The following is a 17,228-nucleotide window of genomic DNA, read 5'->3' as shown; positions in this document are numbered from 1 at the left end:
ACGGAGTTAACGCTCCCCGTATAACTGACTTCGGGATCCCGGCGGTGTAGGGCGAAGTTAGTAAGAGTTATACGGCGGGTGGTGCTACGAATAAGCGCAAGCCCGGATGGTGTAGGGGCCCATCATACAACCCTGTCACGGTTGTGACGCGGGTTCAAATCCCGCTCCGGGCGAACGACAGACGACTCGTCAGTTCTCAGCAGACGGATCTTCCGGATATTCCTGTCCGTCACGCGAGATCCTCAGCCTACTTCCGGGAGCCGTATCGGGATACTGAACGGGTGGGGACGACAGAAATACAGCACCCACCGGCTTGGAAGCTTATCCGAACACCGCCATCCGATGGGGGCTTTCTGAACCGCACTCAGGCTCTGTACCACCGAACAGTGGGAACGGAGGCACTCGTGGGTACTACCTCCGAGGAAGAGCGCAAGGGAAAACCTCTCTGCCCTCCCGACGAAGCGTATATGCTGTAGGAGGGTTTAGGTAGACGCGTGAGACTGTAATGTCGGGGTTAGAGATAGAGGGCGAGTACACGAGCGCGGACGTAAAGACCGACGAGGTCGACGAGGCGACAGTAGAACAGATCGAGGAGATAGTCGACCACGAGGCGTTCCGGAACGACGTGAGGATAATGCCCGACGCACACAAAGGGGCGGGTACTGTCGTAGGCTTCACGATGCCTCTCGGAAACCGCGTCCCTCCGAACACCGTCGGTGTCGACATCGGTTGTGGAATGACGGCGTACAGCCTCGGCAAGGGGGTATGGTCACGAGAAGACGCCGAAGAGATAGACAGCCGTATACGCGAGAGGGTTCCGATGGGCAGGGAAACCTTCGGTGACAGAGGGTTCGACCACGGCTACCATCTGGTCGACGACTTCCCGTGGGACGACTGCGAAAGAAAGCTGTCGTCGTTGGACGAGGCGCTCGGTATCGGTATAGAGTCACCCGGATACGGCAAGGGGTACTTCATGAACCTATGTGAGCGCGTCGGCGAGAGCGTCAGCCGCGTGATCTACTCGCTGGGTACGCTCGGCGGCGGTAACCATTTCATCGAGGTATCCGAATCCTCCGAGACGGGCGAGCACTGGGTGGTTGTACATTCGGGTTCGAGAGGTATCGGTCTGAGTATAGCCGAGTACTGGCAGGAACGCGCCCACGAGGCGTGTGACGACAGACCCGACGTAATCAGGGAAAGGCTCGAAGGCGTCGACCCAAGATACTACAAGTTTGACCTCGACGAGGTATCCGACGACGAACTACTCAACTGGGTACTGGGTGGCAAGGGGGAGGACTGGAAGGATATGGAGTCGGTCAGGGATATTCACGAGGGAGAGCCGGAGCGGATAGACGAGGTACACGGTCAGCTCGTATCTATCTCGGAGTACGCCGTCGAGAACGCCGACGGAAGCCCGTTGGACTATCTGGAGGGCGACGAGCGCGAGGGCTACCTCGTCGATATGGTCTTCGCGCAGACGTACGCCGAGGAGAACCGGCGTCTGATCTGCGACGCCGTCGCGGAGGTGTTGGACGGTGAGGTTCGGGACACGATAAACTCGACCCACAACTACATCGACTTCGACGACCTCGTTATACGTAAGGGCGCTACAAGCGTACACGAGGGCGAAAGAGGCGTGATACCGTTCGACATGTCGAGAGGTTCGGTGATAGTGGAGGGCAAGGGAAACGACGACTGGAACAGTAGCGCACCGCACGGTTCGGGAAGACGTGGTTCAAGGAGATGGGCGCACGACGAGTTCGATCTGGACTCCTTCGAACGTTCGATGGAAGGCGTTTTCTCCACATCGGTCAAGGAGGAGACGCTTGACGAATGTCCGGGGGCGTACAAGGACGCTGATGTGGTGCTCGAAAGAATAGACGAAACCGCTGAGGTTGTCGATAGCCTGAGACCCGTTCATGCGATAAAAGCCGACGGGTGACGGAACGGTTCACTCCTCGTTGCGTCTACGCCTTTCGCCGTATCAGTCGTCGGTGTCGACCTCAGCACGCCTCCTTTTCGCCCTATCGACGAACTCTTCGGGAAGCCCCTGTATCTCGCCCGCCTGTACGCCCCAGAGCTTACCGTACAGACCGTCGCGCGAGACGAGTTCGTCATGCCCTCCGCGTTCGACGACCTTTCCGTCCTCCAAGACGACGATTTCGTCGGCGTCCTTGACCGTAGAGAGACGGTGTGCTATCACGAAGGTGGTGCGATCCTCTGTGAGCCTGTCGAGTGAGCGCTGTATAAGCATCTCCGTCTCGGTGTCGACATCGCTTGTCGCCTCGTCGAGGACGAGTATCTCGGGGTCGCGGAGGAACGCGCGTGCGACGGCGATACGTTGACGCTGTCCGCCTGAGAGCTTCACGCCGCGCTCGCCGACGGTGGTCTCGTAACCGTCGGGCAGATCCTGAACGAACCCGTGTGCCTCGGCGGCGCGCGCCGCCTCCTCTATCTCCTCGTCCCTCGGTGGCTCCCCGTTGTCTCCGAGACAGCCGTAGGCTATGTTCTCACGGACGGTGCCGTGGAAAAGGAAGGTCTCCTGAGAGACGTAGCCTATCTTCCGCCTGAGGCTCGAAAGGGTGACACCGCGCACGTCGTTCCCGTCGATCCTGACAGCGCCTTTATTCACATCGTACAGCCTGAGGAGTAGCTTCAGAAGCGTCGACTTCCCTGCGCCCGTGGGTCCCACGACAGCGACAGTCTCCCCTCCGTCAGCCTCCAAAGACACGTCTTCGAGCACCTTCTCGTCTCCGTAGCCGAACGTAACGTTGTCGTATTCGACAGATCCGTCGTCGACGACGAGTTCGTCGGCGTCCTCCGTCTCGTCGACTGCGTCGGGTTCGTCCATGAGACCGAAGACGCGTTCGGCGCTCGCGTAGGCGCGCTGGTATATGTTGATTATCTGTCCGAACTGTGCGACAGGCCAGATAAACCTCTGTGTGTACAGTATGAAGACGACGAACGTGCCGACCGACAGTTCACCCGACAGAGGACCCGGCGGGGCTTCGTTGAAGACCCAGAGACCGCCGACGACGAACGTGACGGCGAAGCCGAAGCCGGAGAGGAGACGCAGACCGGGGAAGAATCTTATACGTGTCCGTATTGCGTCCCAGTTGGCGTCGAGGTACTCACCGCTCGCATCCTCGACGCGTTCGGACTCGTAACCCTCGGTATTCGACGACTTTATCACCTGTATACCGCCGAGGTTGTTCTCCAGACGTGAGTTTACCTGTCCGACCGACGACCGGACGCGTGCGTACTTGGGCTGTATCGTCCGTATGAAGAAGTAGGTGAAGATCACGATGAGCGGAACGGGAAGAAGTGCGACGAGCGCCAACTGCCAGTTGTAGTACGCCAGAATACCACCGATGCCGATGACCATGACGACGAGACGTAGGAAGGAGTTGAGACCGTCGTTGAGGAAACGTTCGAGACGGTTGACGTCGTTCGAGAGTATCGACATGAGTTCGCCCGTCTGTTTGTCGGCGAAGAAGCCCATGTTGAGCCTCTGCATCTTGTCGTATGTGTCTGTCCTTACGGAGTGCTGTATACGTTGTGCGAATGCGTTGAAGCCCCAGTTACGCGTCCAGTGGAACGCCGCCGCGAGCGCGAAGGAAGCCGCGATGAGACCCGAGATCAGCCAGAACTGTCCCGTGGGGCTGTCCGGGAGCCACGCGTCGGGTACTAGCCAGAGGGAGAAGCCGCGTTCGTTGAGAAAGATGGAGTCTATGGCTACACCGAGGAGCAGAGGCGGAAGGAGATCGAGAAGACGCGAGAAGACGGACGCGACCACACCGACCACCGCCTTCCCTGCGTTCGGACTCCCGTACTCGATGAACAGACGTTTCATAGCGTTCCCCGTACGTGCGCGCTGTTCCTCAAAAGGCTCCTCGTCGGGTTCGGGTGAGATATCCACGCCAAAGGTACGTTCCGGAGCCGAATAAGGCTTCAGAAGGACGTACAGCAGAGGCGCGTCGCCCCGTCAGCCAACCTGTCGATGTACGTGCCTCCGTGACCTCCCCACAGAAACGGTGCCCCCTGTCAGTCTTCGTCTACGAGAAGAGCATCGGGCGCACCGTGTCCCCCGGCGTACCCGTTTAGCTTGGCGGCGGCGGGTGAGTCCCTGATCTCCTCGTCCGTATACCCGGCTCTTTCGAAAGCGCCGGCTACCGCGTCCCTCGATCTTAGGTTGTACTTTTGATGGTACTCTTCGGCATTGTAGAACCGATCGACGGCTTCTATCCTCGTCTCAACCGTTTCGGGGCTGACGCCCATGGATCCGAGATGGCGGCGGACAGCCTCACGTTGCTCCTCGTCGGACACGAAGACCGCGTTCTGGTACTGTCTCTTACGAACCCTCCTCGTATGGTCGTGGCTGTCGAAGATCGTACGCAGAAGATCCTCGTACGAAACCTCGTCGGGTGCGTACCCGACACGTACTGTCTCCGTATGGTCGCCGAGGTTCGTGTACGTCGGATCCTTCTTCGTACCCCCCGCGTAGCCGACGCGCGTCCTGTAGACGCCTTCGAGGGAGCCGAACTCCGAATCGGGACCCCAGAAACAGCCGAGCGCGAACGTAGCCGTCTCCAGCTCTTCGCCGTCGGGTGCCTCGTCGTCGTAACGCTCTATGGCGGAAGACCTTGTAACCGTCTCCATACAAGGACAACGTCCTCCGTACGGATATCCGTTTAGGTAGGGCACCGGCGCGTCCGATCTACGCCCGTCTCGACACCCCCGACCCGCGACGTTTCGCGCATCCTTCGCCTTCGCAACCTCAGCCGTCTTCCCGACCCCAGACGCCTTCGGGGACACGTACGTGTACGTCCTCCGTAACCTCCGTCCTGCACGCGAGGCGCACGTCGAGATCGGGTGACAGCACAGGCGCACCCAGCCTCAGACTTTCGCGTACGGACGGTTCGCCCAAGTCTCCTTCTACGACCTCGACCGAACACGTGGCGCACGTCCCGAGACCGTGGCACGATACCGCCGTCGGTATGTTGTGGGGCGACAGGTCGTTTCTGAGCAGAACGTCACGGAGGTTCTCGCCCTCCTCGCACACCACCTTTTCGACGTTACCGTCGGTATCCTCGAAGCTTACCTGAGGCATACGTGATGTACGCGCCCGCACGGAATGTATCTACCGGGCGGTACGAAGCCGAGGAACTGCGTCGGTTCCGATGGCTCCCGAAACGACGGCTTGACGAACGGACATATACTTACCCGCGTGGGACGTAACCCACGTATGACGGTACTTCTTCGGTGTTTCGGCGATACCGACGCCGATGTCGTGAGCCAACCCGACACGACGGCTGTCAGACCGCACGCGCGCCATATACGGTCGAAGATACAGCGGACGGGATCCGAGTAAACGTGGTGAGCCTAAGAGAAGCAGTAGCGACCGGCTTCGAAAGGGCGGGCGTCATAGACACCGACCGTCTCCGTCGCACGACGGATCTGGCTTGGCCTCGGATAGTCACGGGGTTCTCGATAATGTCGAAACACGCCGTCGATGTCGCTATCGTGGGATGGGCGGTCGGCACCAACGCCGTCGCGGGTCTCGCCTTCGCGTTCGCCTACTGGTCGGTCGCAAAGTTCGTCGGTCTCGGCTTCGCGGGAGGCACCGTAAGCGTCGTCTCCAGAAGGTACGGCGCTGACGAAAAGGAGGAAGCCTCGACAGCCGTTGCGCAGAGCATCTATATATCGCTGATCGCCGTCTCGCCTTTCGTTCTCGGCTACGTCGCTCTCGCAACTCAGCTCGTAAACGTCTTCGATGCTGAACCCGCTGTTGCGGAAGCGGGTGCCGTCTACCTCGCAGTCGTGGCACCCGCACTCGCCTTCGAGTTCCTGAACCTCACGGGAAGCAGGACGTACGCCGGCGTCGGCGATACGTTCACACCGATGGTCGTGCGCGTAGCGGGTGCGGTGTTGAACGTCGTTCTGAGCATGGCTTTCGTCCTAGGCTTCGGTATGGGTATCGTAGGCGTAGCCCTCGGAACCCTTCTGTCGGTAGCCTTCGTCACCGTCGTCCTTTCGTGGGGTATGACCGGGCACGACTACCCGTTCCCCGGTATGAAGCCGTGCCCCACACCCTTGACCATGTCGTCGGTCGCGCCCGATATACGGACGGCGAAGCAGATACTCGGTGTCTCACTACCGTTCGTCGGAAGGAAGGTTGCCGACATGCTCGTCATCTTCCCTCTTTTGTGGGTGGCTTCCACGTTCGGACCCGTGGTCGTCGCTGGCTTCGAGGTCGGACGGCGTATAAGAGGTCTGCTCAGTAGCTTCAACTGGGGGTTTGCTATGGCTTCGAGCGCCATAGTCGGACAGGAGCTTGGCGAGGGGAACACGGAGGAAGCCGTTAGGTACGGTGCGTCGATACTGAGGCTCTCCGTCCTCGTGTACTGTACAGCCGCCGTCGCCGTTCTCCTTCTCGCGGAGCCGATAGCCTCTTTCTTTGTCACAGAGCCGAGCGAGGTACAGCAGGCGGCTGTCTTCGTAAGGGTCGCGGCGGTGAGCGCCGTAGCACTCGGCGCGAACGGTGCTATCACGGGTAGTCTGTTAGGTGCGGGCGACACACGCTGGCCCTTCGCCGCGTCGCTCGTCGGACAGTACCTGTTCGCACTCCCGGTTGCTGTCGCGGGTCTTCTCACACCCCTCGGCGTCACGAGCCTGTACATCGCATTCGTCGTCGGGTACGTCGTCCCCGCGATCGCCAACTACCGTAGGTTCAGACGCCGTGACTGGCTCTCCGACGTCCGTACACGTGACGGTTCGGAGGATATAGCCGCGGCTGAAACGACCTCCGACTCCGCGTAGTCTTCGACTCCGTCACCCCCGGACGGCTTCAGTTCGACCTACCCGCAAGATCTATCTGGTGTGCGATATAGACCAGCTCCTCGTCTTCTATACGTCTGAGCCTGTCCTCCACCCAGGACTGTAGACGGTCCGCGTCGATCTCAGGCGCACCCTCGACGGCGTCGCCAACCGTCTCTACGATATACCGTAGCATGTACCTCTCGTCCTCCGTGTACCCGTCCTCACCCGGAAACAGTACCCAGTCGGACGAAGCCGCCGCGGTTACGGCTCCGCCGGAGTCACGTACAGCACCGAATACGCGTCTCCCCGTCCTGCTGGCTCCGGCGCGGTCGTCCATCGTCGCGTGGTAGGCTTCCTCTATACGACGGTCGAACCCCTCATCGTACGTCGGTTCAAACGCCGTCACACCGTCGAAACAGACGGGGAAGTAGAAGGCTTCTGAGAGGTCGAGAAGATGCTCGACAGCCTCACCGACCGGGAGGAGATCCAGAACGGCGTGCGCAACAGCCAGATCGTAACCGCCGTCCGCGTCGTAAAGATCGCCTTCCACGAACCCGACCTCTGTACCGTCGATGTTTACGGCTCCATCGGATCCCGTCTCCGAAAGGCGGTGTTCGGAGAGACGACGGCGTGCGTCGTCGAGAACCTCGCCGTCCTTGTCGAGCGCCGTGTAACTCGTGCCTTCGGGTAGCACGTCCTTCTCCGAGAGATGTATAGGCATCGAACCCGTTCCCGCACCGACTTCGAGTACCGTAGGCTCGGTGCGACCCTTGATGAGAGCTTCCACCTCTTTCAGCACCGTCGGGTCGAGGGATCTCCTTTCGACCGACGCCTTCGCGTTCAGGTATCTTTTGAAGCTCATACCGTCTCACCCACCTTCCGTTCGATATGCTCGACCACCTTACTCGTCGTCTCCTCCCATGTCACCCAGTCGTCCGCAGTTCGGAGCGCCTCCACCCCCATGCTTCCGAGAGCCTCAGGGTCCTCTGCGAGGGCTGTTATAGCCTCGTAGAGATCCGCCTCGTCGTCCACGAGAAACCCGTTCCGTCCGTCCTCGACGAGTTCGCCTGCTCCCCCTGAGCCTGCGGCGACAGCCGGTAGACCGAACGACATGCCTTCGAGATAAGCCGTCCCGAACGACTCGTACTCCGACGGGACAGCCACCACGTCGGATCCGCGGAGGAGGGATCCCACGGAGTCCTTGTCAACCGCACCGACGAACTCAACCCTGTCACCGACACCGAGCGACGAGCAAAGACTCTTTACCCGTTCGGCGTACCCTCCGTCGGCGGTACGTCCGGCTACGGTGAGACGACAGGCGTGTATACGCGAGACGACCCTTACGAGGCGGTCGAGACGTTTCACGGGGGATACGTCGCCCACGAAGGCGATACGCAGACCGTCCCTCCCAGCCTTCCTCCGAACCTCCTCCTCGGTCGTATCCGGCGAGAAACGCGACGAGGGGTAGGCTACGACGGAGTCCGTATCCGAGGGGCACGACCTTCTCGTAGACAGACTCGTGTAGACGCACGAGTCGACCGTACGTAGGTACGACCTATCGACCGCCTCCGACACAACGCCTTCCCTTGGGTCGTCCTTCGCAAGTAGATGTACGATACCGAACACTACGGCTGAACCGCCTACGGCACGGTTGAACGGCGTAAGCTGTTCGGTACAAAGACCGTCCTGAACGACTGCGTCGAAACCACCGCGTCGTATACGACATGCGGTACGGGCTAAGGCGACGACACCCGACGGTCGCGGCGGTGACTTGATGACCTCCACCTCGTGCGCTTCACGTAACGCTTTCAGCAGATGTCTGTCGTACACGTACCCTCCCGTCGGCTTACCAAGCTCACCCGGTACGACGAATGCTATCCTCAAACCTGGTGCTCGTACGATACGGTTGCTCTGTCGTCCTCCTGCATACGGACGGTGATGGTTTCTACCTCCGACGTATCGACGCCTTCGGAGACCCTGAGTGCGAAGATACGCGCGAACTGTTCGGCGCTTGGATTACCCTCGAAACCCGGCGCTTCGTTGAGCGTCGTGTCGGTGTACGTGTCGGTGACCTTTTCGACTGTATCCTCAAGCTCGACGACATCGATAAGGTAGCTGTGCTCGTCCAACGAGCCGCCTCTGGCTACGGTTTCGGCTGTGTACGTGTGTGAGTGTAACTCGTTCTCGTCCCCACAGTCAGGTACCGTCAGATAGTGCTGTGCGACGAACGACCTCTCTACGGAGACGGAGTAAGCCATGCTCCCTGTTCGTGCCCGCGATTAAAAAGCTATTCGTACTCAAAGACGGCGCACAAGGCTCCCGAACCGACCGCCTCGTACGCCGTATCCGGCTCGCCGATACCGAACCTGTCGGTTATGAGACCTTCCGCCTCACCGACGAAGTCCCAAGATACCTCTATACGTCTCTGCTTGCTCCATCTCCCCCTGAGCTCCGGCGCTATCTCCGACACCTGACTGTCCGAGACGGTTATGTCCTGACCATGGAAACCGCCGCCCGTCTCTACGGGCGAACCGCCGGTGCCGTACCACGAACCGACGATCACCCTTCCGTCGTAGCCTGCTACGGTAACGGCGTCGGTAAGCGCGTCGGTGCTCCCCGATACCTCGTAGACGAGGTCGTACCCGTCGTCGGGTCTTACCGTCTCCACCTCGTCAGGATGGTGGCTTGCGTCCGCACCCATACGGTCGGATCTCCGGCGGCGCTCCTCGACGGGATCGAAGGTGACGACCTCGATAGGGAACGACGAAAGGACGGCGGTCGTCAGAAGACCTACGACACCCTGTCCGAAGACAGCGACGCGTTCGCCAACGGTAGGCGAGCCGTCCATGACGAAGGAGACGGCTGTTTCGGTGTTGGGGAGATGGACGGCTTCCTCGTCGGTGGTACCTTCGGGTACGCCCCTTACCACGTCGGCGGGCACCGTAAAACGGCTCTGATGGGGATGCATCGCATGGACACGGTCTCCTGAGCTTAACCCCGTCTCACCGCACGTCTTGACCACCTCACCGACGACGGAGTAGCCGTACCGCGTCGGATACGTAAGCTCCCCCACACCGGGCGCGTCCGCCTCCGTATCAGGTACGTCGCCCCTGTAGACGAGCTTCTCGGTTCCCGAACTCACGACCGAGAGGCTGGCGTCTACCACGACCTCTCCCTCGTCCGGCTCCTTTACGTCGAAGCTCCGCGTCCGCACTTCGCCCGGACGGACGAACTCCACACCGGTCGCCTCCGTTTCTTCCAGATTCTACACCTCGTTTCATGTCTTTTTTTGTCCGGGGGTGACTAAACTGTAACCATGTCAGTCCTCCGCCGTCTTCGTCAGGGTGTCGTCGGGACGGCGTACTCAGCCTACTACACGGCGCGTGACCTGAACTACGCCCACGGCTGGTCGACACCCAAGTCAGCCGGGGAGGTGCGTTTCAGGACGTACGAACCCTACGGTCTGCACGGAAACGACGCGATGCTCAGGGAGCTTCTCACGAGGACGGAGCCGGGCGATGTTGTCTACGACATCGGCGCAAACGTCGGTATATACACGTGTGCCGTAGCCTCCGCCGGAGCTGATGTTGTCGCGCTGGAGCCGAACCCTCATGCGCGCGGGAAGCTCCGTCAGAACCTACGTGCCAACGCCTTCGAGGCGACCGTTCTACCTTTTGCGGCTTCGGACGAGGACGCGACGGCGACGCTTCACGTCTCGTCGTACCCCGAAACTACATCGTTAAACCGTGCGAACGCGACGGTTTCGGGCGGGTCTGTCGTCGAAAGCATAGAGGTCAGAACGCGTAGGCTCGACTCGTTATGTGACGGGCTACCCGAACCCGACCACGTCAAGATAGACGTCGAGGGAGAAGGCGTTGGCGTCCTACGTGGCTCCGAGAGGCTGTTGCGACGGAAGGAGCCGACGGTCTACTTTGAGACACATCCCGACGACGGTGGGTCTACAGAGGAGAGACGTATACTTGACGACGTGGGCTATACGGTTGAGGAGGTAGGCGACGGATGGCTCTGTACCCCGTAGCCTCAGTCGGGTTTGAGCATACCGCCGGCTTCTTTCTCGGTCAGAACGTGCCACCCCCCGACCCCGTTGGTTAGTATGAAGAAGCACAGGAGGAACGAAAGCACGTTCAGACCGTTGGGACCTGCGGTCAGGAATGCACCTACCATCACACCGGCTAGGGCGGAGGCGGCGAGCCTTCCGAGAAATCCGACGAGTACCGCCACCCCAGCCGCCAGCTCAGTAAGACCGACGAGAGGTACGAGTATCTCCGCGAAAGGCACGCCCCAGTCCACGAACATGCCAACCTGTTCGTTGTACATGAGTATCTTCGTTCCCCCGGACGCTACGAAAATAACGGCTGTCAGAACCCGTGCGAGCAGGGCTACGGCGTTTCGTGCACCGCCTATCTCCTTCTGCTTGAACATAGATCAACCACCGCCTCTTGTCAGTTATACCTACCGCAGACAACGAGCCAGTCGCGGAGGAACCAGACGAGGAACGGGATCATCACACCGTACGCAACCGTCGTGGCTACCGACCCCGAGACGACGGGTGCGATACCGAGGGCTATGACAGCCGTCTGTAACGCCGAAAGCAGGTTACGGACGTAGCTCCGTGATATATCCGAGACGGTGGCTCCTACCGCCTTACGTATCCTCAGACCGGCTACGAAGACGTACCTCGCCAGCCCGACGGCGATATACACACCGGGTAGCCAGCCGTGTGCGATACCCACGGCGGATCCGACGAGGATCCCCATCGCGTCCACCTCGACGTCGAGTCCGTCGCCTAACCTCGTTCCCCCGTACCTTCTGGCGACCGCACCGTCCACCGTATCGAGGAGCGACGCGGTGACGAAGGCGGTCAGGGCTAAGTACCTCTCGGCTCCGTTGGGACGGACAGCCACGAACCCCGCGACGTAAGCCAGAAGAGCCGCGCGGAGCAGGCTGACGTAGTCACCCGGACCGACGTCGTCGGCGTGCGTGTAGCTGTACGCGGCTGTGTAGGCTACCACGCCTGCGGTACATGCGAAGGAGGGGGGCGAGAAGCCGTACGCCGTCTGCGCCACCGCCGCAACACCACCCGACGCGACGACGAAGACGACGGCTACCCTTCTGCCCATGCGTTACGGAGGTTAGGCGACGACTTTACGCCACCGTTATACGGGACGCGTGAAGCCGGCGTATCCGACAGCCGTCCGATCGCCGACGCACGAGAAGGTTGGGACGGGTCGATGTCTGTGCCCTAACGGCTACCCGCTCATCCTTCCGAGAAGGATCCTCATATCCTCCCACGAAAGGCTACCGTCCCCGAGGTTCGTGTTCTTCTCTACGCTGACCGAGACTATATCCGCACCGAGGTAGCCTCCCAGAACCTCCATCCTTATGTAGTCCTCAAGCTTGCCGTCGTTGAGTAACGGTCTTCCGCCCATCTCGTTTTCGTACCGTTCGAGCGCCTTCTCGGCTTCCGTGACGGCAAGCACCGTCTCAGGACCCGACTCGGAGTACCGTCGTAGTATATCCTTGACCGTCTCCACCGACCGTTGGTCTATCTCGTCGTCAGAGACGAGTTCGGGGAAGGAGACGGTAACCAGAACCAGATCCGAGCCGTCGAGCCTGTCGGCGAGGCTTCCCGTACGTCGGCTTCCACCTCGGACGAACGGCGGAACCAAGCTCCGCAGAGGCTTGGAGGCTACCGATACGGCTCCTTCGACCGTACGGTTCCGGCTTCCCTGTTCGGTGTTCAGATCCATCTGGCGCTGTACGTATCTGGCGTCGACACCCTCAGCTGTAACCGAAACCCATCTCGAAATAAGGCTCGTCGTGTCCTTGTACCTGAAGCTGACGGTTCCCTCAAGATCGGGTAGCATCTCACCGTCGTTTTCGAGTGTCGAGAGGGCGCGCACCATCTTCTCCGCACCCTCCCCGCGGAACTTATGGTTCAGGTTCTCGTCACGTACCGTCTTACACAGACCCCCGACGACGGTCGCGCGGGGCTTCTCGCTCGTAGCCAGTACAGAGATACTCCTCTCGTTCTCGTACTCGACGAACACCGAAAGAACGACGAGTAGTGCCACCGTCGAACCCGCGTTCACGACTCCCTCGGTGACACCCATCCCGCCTTCGACGGCTAGCTGGACGAGCGCAACAGCAGTGCCGGTCGTCACAGACAGGTACAGGAGCCAGCCTGCTCTTTTGAAGCTCCGTCGTCGGTGGTTGAGGTACTCCGCGCCGCCTCCGGTTACGAGACCCGTGGCGAAGGAGGCGACGAACGGCACACCGTTCGCCGACCAGTCGACCGTATCGCCGAACCAGAGACCTCTCGACCAGACGACGCCCGCGAAGATGACAGCGAAGGCTGGCACGACGACCGCCTGTACCTTCTTCGATTCGTCAAGTGCGAACAGAAGTATCCAGCCGAGCGCGAGACCCGCGGGGACGGCGACCACGAGACCGATGTCGTAGCCCCTGTCGATGGTCAGCGATGCGGCTGTCTCCCAGACGAAGCCGTCCGTCTCCCACGCCTCTATCATCATGGAGACGACGACAGGCGTAAGGACGAGTATGAGGATCGCGGAGAGGGCTACGACAGCCCATTCGCGTTTCTCGTCCCCGTCTGAACCCGACATCCGTTAGTCAGCCCAGTTCACGTTCTGTGTGCTGGGGATACCTTCTATACGTATGTACTCTTCGAGCAACTCACGAACCGTACCGTCGTCACCCGTCGAGCCGAGTATCAGACCGAGCTGATCGTCGGCTCTCGTGTTGATTATATCGCCCCGGTAGACCCAGCCGCCGTCCTGCTCGGTGACCTCCTTGATATACCTGTCGTTACCGTCTATACCGTGTGTGTGGCGTATGACGATGTTGTCACCCATACCGGTGAACTCGTTCTCGTACGTCGTCTTGTACCCTTGGTTCGGATCCGTAACGATACTCAGGTTGTCGAGGAAGACGCCGCCGATGAAGGTCGTCATAGAGACGTCCCAGGGCGCTCCCGACTCCACCTTGCTCGCAGTCCAGTGGTCGTTCGTCTTGTCGACACGTACCGAACTCGACAACGTATCCTCGACCGAAGCTATCTCCTCCGACAGCGTTGCCTTGTTCGTGTTACCGTCGAACATACGGCTCATGTAGACGTTGAACAGCCTGTGCGTGTACTCGACCTCGTCGTACTCCTCCCTGTTCGACTCTATGTTACCGTTCCGTAGGGGTGCGTAGTCGCCGAGTGTTGCGACGCGACGCGCAAAGTCGTTCAGATTCTTGACGATCTTCTTCCTCTCCTCAGGGTTGTCTTCGCTCCAGAGACCCGCCTCCTTGATATCGTTAACGCGCTGTAGCCGTCCACGTTGTACCGCGGTTTCGTCCCTACGGTGACTGCTTTCGGTTCCCGATATAGCCTCGATACGTATGTCGCGCGGGTCTCCAACGTCGTCACGGTCGTTGACGAACGTCTCACCCTGTTCGTCGATTATCCCTCTGAGGTCGCTGTACTTGTCGACCTCCTTCCGGTACTCCGCAAGAGCCGCGTTGACCTCTTCGAGCGCCTCGTCGACGGAGCTTAGATACGCGTCGTAGAACGCCTCGTGTACGATGTTGTTCCGTCCCTCCTCCGCACACAGGCTTTCGAGAACCGTCTCGGCTGTCTCTTCGCTCAGATCGGCTTCGTGTAACCGGTCGCGTAGCCTCTGGCTGTAGTTGGTTTCGGTGCCCAGCTCCTGTACCTCATCGACCTCCTCAGGCTCGGCATCTATCCTTTCGGCTATCGTGTCCTTCGTCACGCCTTCGTTCATGACGTGGTCGTTGAGCGACCCGGCTACCGAAGCGACTAGGTTCGTCCGTCTGTTCTCTATCTCACGTACCTTCGACTCGACGAAGCCGTCCTTCATACGGCACGAGAAGTCAGGGGCTTCCCAGCCGCCGACCTCGAAGATATCCTCGTCGACGTTGTCGGCGCGTCGGAAGTAGGTCGCCTTGCGCTCCTCGTCGGGGTTCGAGCCTACGAACGACTTCAGCTTGTCTACCGTCGACGACGACTCCGCACGCATGTACGCGTCCCCGGCTTCCTTTATGTGGTTGAGCGAGTCGATCACGGTTCCCTCGTCGACCGTCCCGACGCCGAGGGTTTCGAGCTTTTCGTTCAGGTCGTCGAACCTACCGAAGCTGAAGTCGACGGAGAGCTGACCCGGGTCTTCGGCACGTCTGAACGCGCCGAGTTCGTTCTTGATATGTTTCTCCAGCTCTTTCAGGAGGCTCTCGGCTTCGTCGACGTTCCGCGAGATATCTATAAGGTTCTCGACCTCGTCCTCGACGTCCTTCCTCCACGTTTCCACCCTGTCACCGTACACCGACTCGGCTTCGTCACGGAACGCCTCGTACGTCTCCTTCCTTTGGGTCACGCTCCTGTTCTCGTCGGTCACCTCCTTGAGCTTCTCGTCGACATCCGTGGTCAGACCGCGTTCCTCGCGGCTAAGCGCGACCTCGATACCTTCGCGGACGTGGTCGTCGTCTATACTGTTCTTCGCCTTGAGGAGGTCACGTCTACGCGCGATGTTTTCGAGTTCGGTCATGACGAGTTCGGCGAACTCGTTGTTCTGGTCGGTGTCGTACCCTCCCGGCGGCTTGAAGTAGCCCTCGTCGTCGTGCATGTCGGGTAGGTTGTCGACTATACGACGCCTCTCCTCGTCGCTGACATCGGCGTCGCTCATGCCTTCCATCTCGTTCTCATCGAGACGTACCTCGTCCTTCACATCCTCAAAGTTCCCACGTATACGCCGGTGTGCCCTGTACCCCAGCGGTTCGAGTTCGTCCATACCGACGAGGTTCTCGACGAACCCGATACGTTCCTCGTGGAGGTCGAGCACCGTACCGGGGTCTAAGTCGACATCGACCTGCGTCGAAGGCGCGTCAACCGTGCTGTCGTAGACCTCCTTGTAGTGGCTTCTGAGGTAGCTTTCGAGAGCCTCGCATAGGCTCGACTCCGTCTCCTGCGCCTCGCGTAGGCTTCTCTTTATAACGTTCATACCTTCCTCGGCGTCCTGAAGGTCGTCGGCGCTGTATCTCAGAACCTGCGGTACGGCGACCGTGAACGGCGCGAACTTGTCCTGTCCACGCGACGGGTCGCTCTCGTCGAGGTAAGCCGTCCGGTTGCCCCAGTCGTCGGGGTCGCCCGAGACGTTGTAGTACGACATTATGGCGTACGACACGGCTTCGTTGAAGTCCTCCGTCGCCTCGTCGTCGCTTCCCCACGCGGGTTCGATAGGGACGAGGACGACGTTGTAGAACGGGTTCTCGTTGTCCTCTTGGACAGCAAGGTACTCTATCTCGGACAGCGCCGCGTACGCGTTCGCTATCTCGTTGCTATTCTCGTTCATCGCGGGGAGGACGCCGAACAGCGTCACCTTTGTACTCCCCGCCGACTTCTCACGTATCTGCTTCGCAAGATCGATGAACATACCCGAACCCGTTCCACCTCCGAGACCGACGACCAAGCCGACCTCACCCCCGCCCGCGGCGACCTCGCCCATCATCTCGTTGAGCTTGTTCTGTCCCATCTGGCTGGCGTGGTAAAGCGCCTTGCTCAGACCCCGACGCCGGAAGACACCGCCCTCGTAGCTGTCGTTCTCGGTCAGCATATCCTCGTGGCTCTTCAGCCACCAGCAGTTGAGAGCCTCCTGCTCCATTATCTCGTTCACCGACTGTTCGGCGGTGAGCTTCGACCCTGAGGTGTACCGCCGGCTCGTCTCGTTGACGACGTTGATGTAGCTCACGTCGGGCTTCTGTTCGGAGATCCCGTAGCCGCCCTCCTGTTTTATTCTGTCTATACCCTCCTGAAGCTCGTCGACCTTGTCGGTGTCGCGTCCGGACTCCGATGTGTCGGTATCGACGGCGAACGCCTTCATCTCGCCGTCATCGGTTATAGCCTCGTCGACTATCCAGTCCTGTTCGAGCGTCTTGTACAGTGTCTTCTTACCGGCTCCCCCGATCCCGATCAAAGCGTCCGGTGTCTTTGCCATGTTACCTACTTATTCGCTTCCGACATAAAGGTTCAGCATGGTAGCTACTGTCACGTGTCAGCAGGTGAAGGTGACGAGGGGGAGTAGGGATAGAAGGGCTTTGGTGAACCGCCATACATGAGCTAATTTTGGTGAGTTATACATGGTACAGGAGAATACCCGCACCTTCAGGTGTATGCAAATCAGAGATTTGCTTACTCGGAAACCTATGATTTCTGAACGGGTGATGAATCCGTCGAACGATTCAACTAACCGTTAGTGTTAATACAGTCAGGAATTTAGTTGTAGTTAGGTCAACTGACCTACGGAGGCGGCTTGTCCGCTCGAAGCAACGAGACAGTATCCGAAAGAGGTTGTGAAGGTACATTTTGAAAA

General features: G+C 59.8%; 15 protein-coding genes and 1 tRNA gene. 5 read left to right on the top strand and 11 right to left on the bottom strand.

Annotation, left to right across the window (positions count from 1 at the left end; genetic code table 11):
- The first annotated feature begins 100 nt into the window (after window positions 1–100).
- Window positions 101–173, top strand: a tRNA-Asp gene (locus EGH25_RS08715).
- 332 nt (window positions 174–505) lie between these two features.
- Window positions 506–1,942, top strand: coding sequence for an RtcB family protein (locus EGH25_RS08710; protein ID WP_266087675.1), 1,437 nt, complete (start codon window positions 506–508; stop codon window positions 1,940–1,942).
- Window positions 1,943–1,984: 42 nt separating this feature from the next.
- Here EGH25_RS08710 and EGH25_RS08705 read toward each other — a convergent pair whose 3' ends face one another.
- The 3 genes from EGH25_RS08705 to EGH25_RS08695 all read right to left on the bottom strand — a co-directional run bounded on the left by EGH25_RS08705 (window position 1,985) and on the right by EGH25_RS08695 (window position 5,110).
- Complete coding sequence (locus tag EGH25_RS08705; RefSeq protein ID WP_266087673.1) at window positions 1,985–3,919, bottom strand: ABC transporter ATP-binding protein; 1,935 nt, start codon at window positions 3,917–3,919, stop codon at window positions 1,985–1,987.
- Window positions 3,920–4,044: 125 nt separating this feature from the next.
- Window positions 4,045–4,659: a peptide-methionine (S)-S-oxide reductase MsrA gene (msrA, locus tag EGH25_RS08700; RefSeq protein WP_266087671.1), complete on the bottom strand. Its 615-nt coding sequence runs from the start codon at window positions 4,657–4,659 to the stop codon at window positions 4,045–4,047.
- 118 nt (window positions 4,660–4,777) lie between these two features.
- Window positions 4,778–5,110 carry a 2Fe-2S iron-sulfur cluster-binding protein gene (locus EGH25_RS08695; RefSeq protein WP_266087669.1) on the bottom strand — a complete coding sequence of 111 codons (333 nt, stop codon included), beginning with the start codon at window positions 5,108–5,110 and terminating at the stop codon, window positions 4,778–4,780.
- 135 nt (window positions 5,111–5,245) lie between these two features.
- Between EGH25_RS08695 and EGH25_RS08690 the strand changes: the two genes are divergently transcribed.
- Window positions 5,246–5,371: a hypothetical protein gene (locus tag EGH25_RS08690; RefSeq protein WP_266087667.1), complete on the top strand. Its 126-nt coding sequence runs from the start codon at window positions 5,246–5,248 to the stop codon at window positions 5,369–5,371.
- A 5-nt stretch (window positions 5,372–5,376) separates the two neighbouring features.
- Window positions 5,377–6,819: an MATE family efflux transporter gene (locus tag EGH25_RS08685; protein WP_266087665.1), complete on the top strand. Its 1,443-nt coding sequence runs from the start codon at window positions 5,377–5,379 to the stop codon at window positions 6,817–6,819.
- A 28-nt stretch (window positions 6,820–6,847) separates the two neighbouring features.
- On the opposite strand, the gene EGH25_RS08680 is transcribed toward EGH25_RS08685, so the two are convergent.
- The 4 genes from EGH25_RS08680 to EGH25_RS12135 are packed head-to-tail and all read right to left on the bottom strand — an operon-like array spanning window position 6,848 to window position 10,057.
- Window positions 6,848–7,681, bottom strand: a complete 834-nt coding sequence (locus EGH25_RS08680) for a class I SAM-dependent methyltransferase (protein WP_266087663.1) — start codon at window positions 7,679–7,681, stop codon at window positions 6,848–6,850.
- Window positions 7,678–8,703, bottom strand: coding sequence for a glycosyltransferase family 4 protein (locus tag EGH25_RS08675; protein ID WP_266087661.1), 1,026 nt, complete (start codon window positions 8,701–8,703; stop codon window positions 7,678–7,680). The genes EGH25_RS08680 and EGH25_RS08675 overlap by 4 nt, the downstream gene beginning before the upstream one ends.
- The gene (locus tag EGH25_RS08670; RefSeq protein ID WP_266087659.1) at window positions 8,700–9,077 is read right to left on the bottom strand and encodes a 6-pyruvoyl trahydropterin synthase family protein; all 378 of its coding nucleotides are present in this window, start codon (window positions 9,075–9,077) and stop codon (window positions 8,700–8,702) included. Before EGH25_RS08670 ends, EGH25_RS08675 begins: the two co-directional genes overlap by 4 nt.
- Before the next feature lie 29 nt (window positions 9,078–9,106).
- Window positions 9,107–10,057 (bottom strand): zinc-dependent alcohol dehydrogenase, encoded by a 951-nt coding sequence (locus tag EGH25_RS12135; protein WP_266087657.1) that lies wholly within the window; start codon window positions 10,055–10,057, stop codon window positions 9,107–9,109.
- A gap of 78 nt (window positions 10,058–10,135) precedes the next feature.
- Here EGH25_RS12135 and EGH25_RS08660 point away from each other — a divergent pair, with 78 nt between their 5' ends.
- Entirely contained in the window at window positions 10,136–10,858 is a 723-nt protein-coding gene (locus tag EGH25_RS08660) for an FkbM family methyltransferase (RefSeq protein ID WP_266087655.1), read from the top strand.
- Between the two features lie 2 nt (window positions 10,859–10,860).
- On the opposite strand, the gene EGH25_RS08655 is transcribed toward EGH25_RS08660, so the two are convergent.
- From EGH25_RS08655 to EGH25_RS08640, 4 genes are all read right to left on the bottom strand, one after another.
- Window positions 10,861–11,262 (bottom strand): DoxX family protein, encoded by a 402-nt coding sequence (locus EGH25_RS08655; RefSeq protein ID WP_266087653.1) that lies wholly within the window; start codon window positions 11,260–11,262, stop codon window positions 10,861–10,863.
- A gap of 20 nt (window positions 11,263–11,282) precedes the next feature.
- The gene (locus EGH25_RS08650) at window positions 11,283–11,960 is read right to left on the bottom strand and encodes a CDP-alcohol phosphatidyltransferase family protein (RefSeq protein WP_266087651.1); all 678 of its coding nucleotides are present in this window, start codon (window positions 11,958–11,960) and stop codon (window positions 11,283–11,285) included.
- 129 nt (window positions 11,961–12,089) lie between these two features.
- Entirely contained in the window at window positions 12,090–13,466 is a 1,377-nt protein-coding gene (locus EGH25_RS08645) for a hypothetical protein (RefSeq protein WP_266087649.1), read from the bottom strand.
- Between the two features lie 3 nt (window positions 13,467–13,469).
- A complete protein-coding gene (locus EGH25_RS08640; protein WP_266087647.1) occupies window positions 13,470–16,853 on the bottom strand; it encodes a tubulin-like doman-containing protein in 3,384 nt (1,127 codons plus the stop codon).
- Window positions 16,854–17,228: the final 375 nt, after the last annotated feature.

It is taken from the genome of Halorutilus salinus (genome assembly GCF_026242195.1).
Classification (GTDB): domain Archaea; phylum Halobacteriota; class Halobacteria; order Halobacteriales; family Halorutilaceae; genus Halorutilus; species Halorutilus salinus.
This window is presented reverse-complemented; position numbering and strand designations above follow the sequence as displayed.

What these genes read in the sequence shown, in the direction of transcription:
- EGH25_RS08710 (WP_266087675.1), top strand. Translation starts at nt 506, where the DNA reads ATGTCGGGGTTAGAGATAGAGGGCGAGTACACGAGCGCGGACGTAAAG.
- msrA (WP_266087671.1), bottom strand. Translation starts at nt 4,659, where the DNA reads ATGGAGACGGTTACAAGGTCTTCCGCCATAGAGCGTTACGACGACGAG.
- EGH25_RS08695 (WP_266087669.1), bottom strand. Translation starts at nt 5,110, where the DNA reads ATGCCTCAGGTAAGCTTCGAGGATACCGACGGTAACGTCGAAAAGGTG.
- EGH25_RS08690 (WP_266087667.1), top strand. Translation starts at nt 5,246, where the DNA reads ATGACGGTACTTCTTCGGTGTTTCGGCGATACCGACGCCGATGTCGTG.
- EGH25_RS08680 (WP_266087663.1), bottom strand. Translation starts at nt 7,681, where the DNA reads ATGAGCTTCAAAAGATACCTGAACGCGAAGGCGTCGGTCGAAAGGAGA.
- EGH25_RS08670 (WP_266087659.1), bottom strand. Translation starts at nt 9,077, where the DNA reads ATGGCTTACTCCGTCTCCGTAGAGAGGTCGTTCGTCGCACAGCACTAT.
- EGH25_RS08660 (WP_266087655.1), top strand. Translation starts at nt 10,136, where the DNA reads ATGTCAGTCCTCCGCCGTCTTCGTCAGGGTGTCGTCGGGACGGCGTAC.
- EGH25_RS08655 (WP_266087653.1), bottom strand. Translation starts at nt 11,262, where the DNA reads ATGTTCAAGCAGAAGGAGATAGGCGGTGCACGAAACGCCGTAGCCCTG.
- EGH25_RS08650 (WP_266087651.1), bottom strand. Translation starts at nt 11,960, where the DNA reads ATGGGCAGAAGGGTAGCCGTCGTCTTCGTCGTCGCGTCGGGTGGTGTT.
- EGH25_RS08645 (WP_266087649.1), bottom strand. Translation starts at nt 13,466, where the DNA reads ATGTCGGGTTCAGACGGGGACGAGAAACGCGAATGGGCTGTCGTAGCC.
- EGH25_RS08640 (WP_266087647.1), bottom strand. Translation starts at nt 16,853, where the DNA reads ATGGCAAAGACACCGGACGCTTTGATCGGGATCGGGGGAGCCGGTAAG.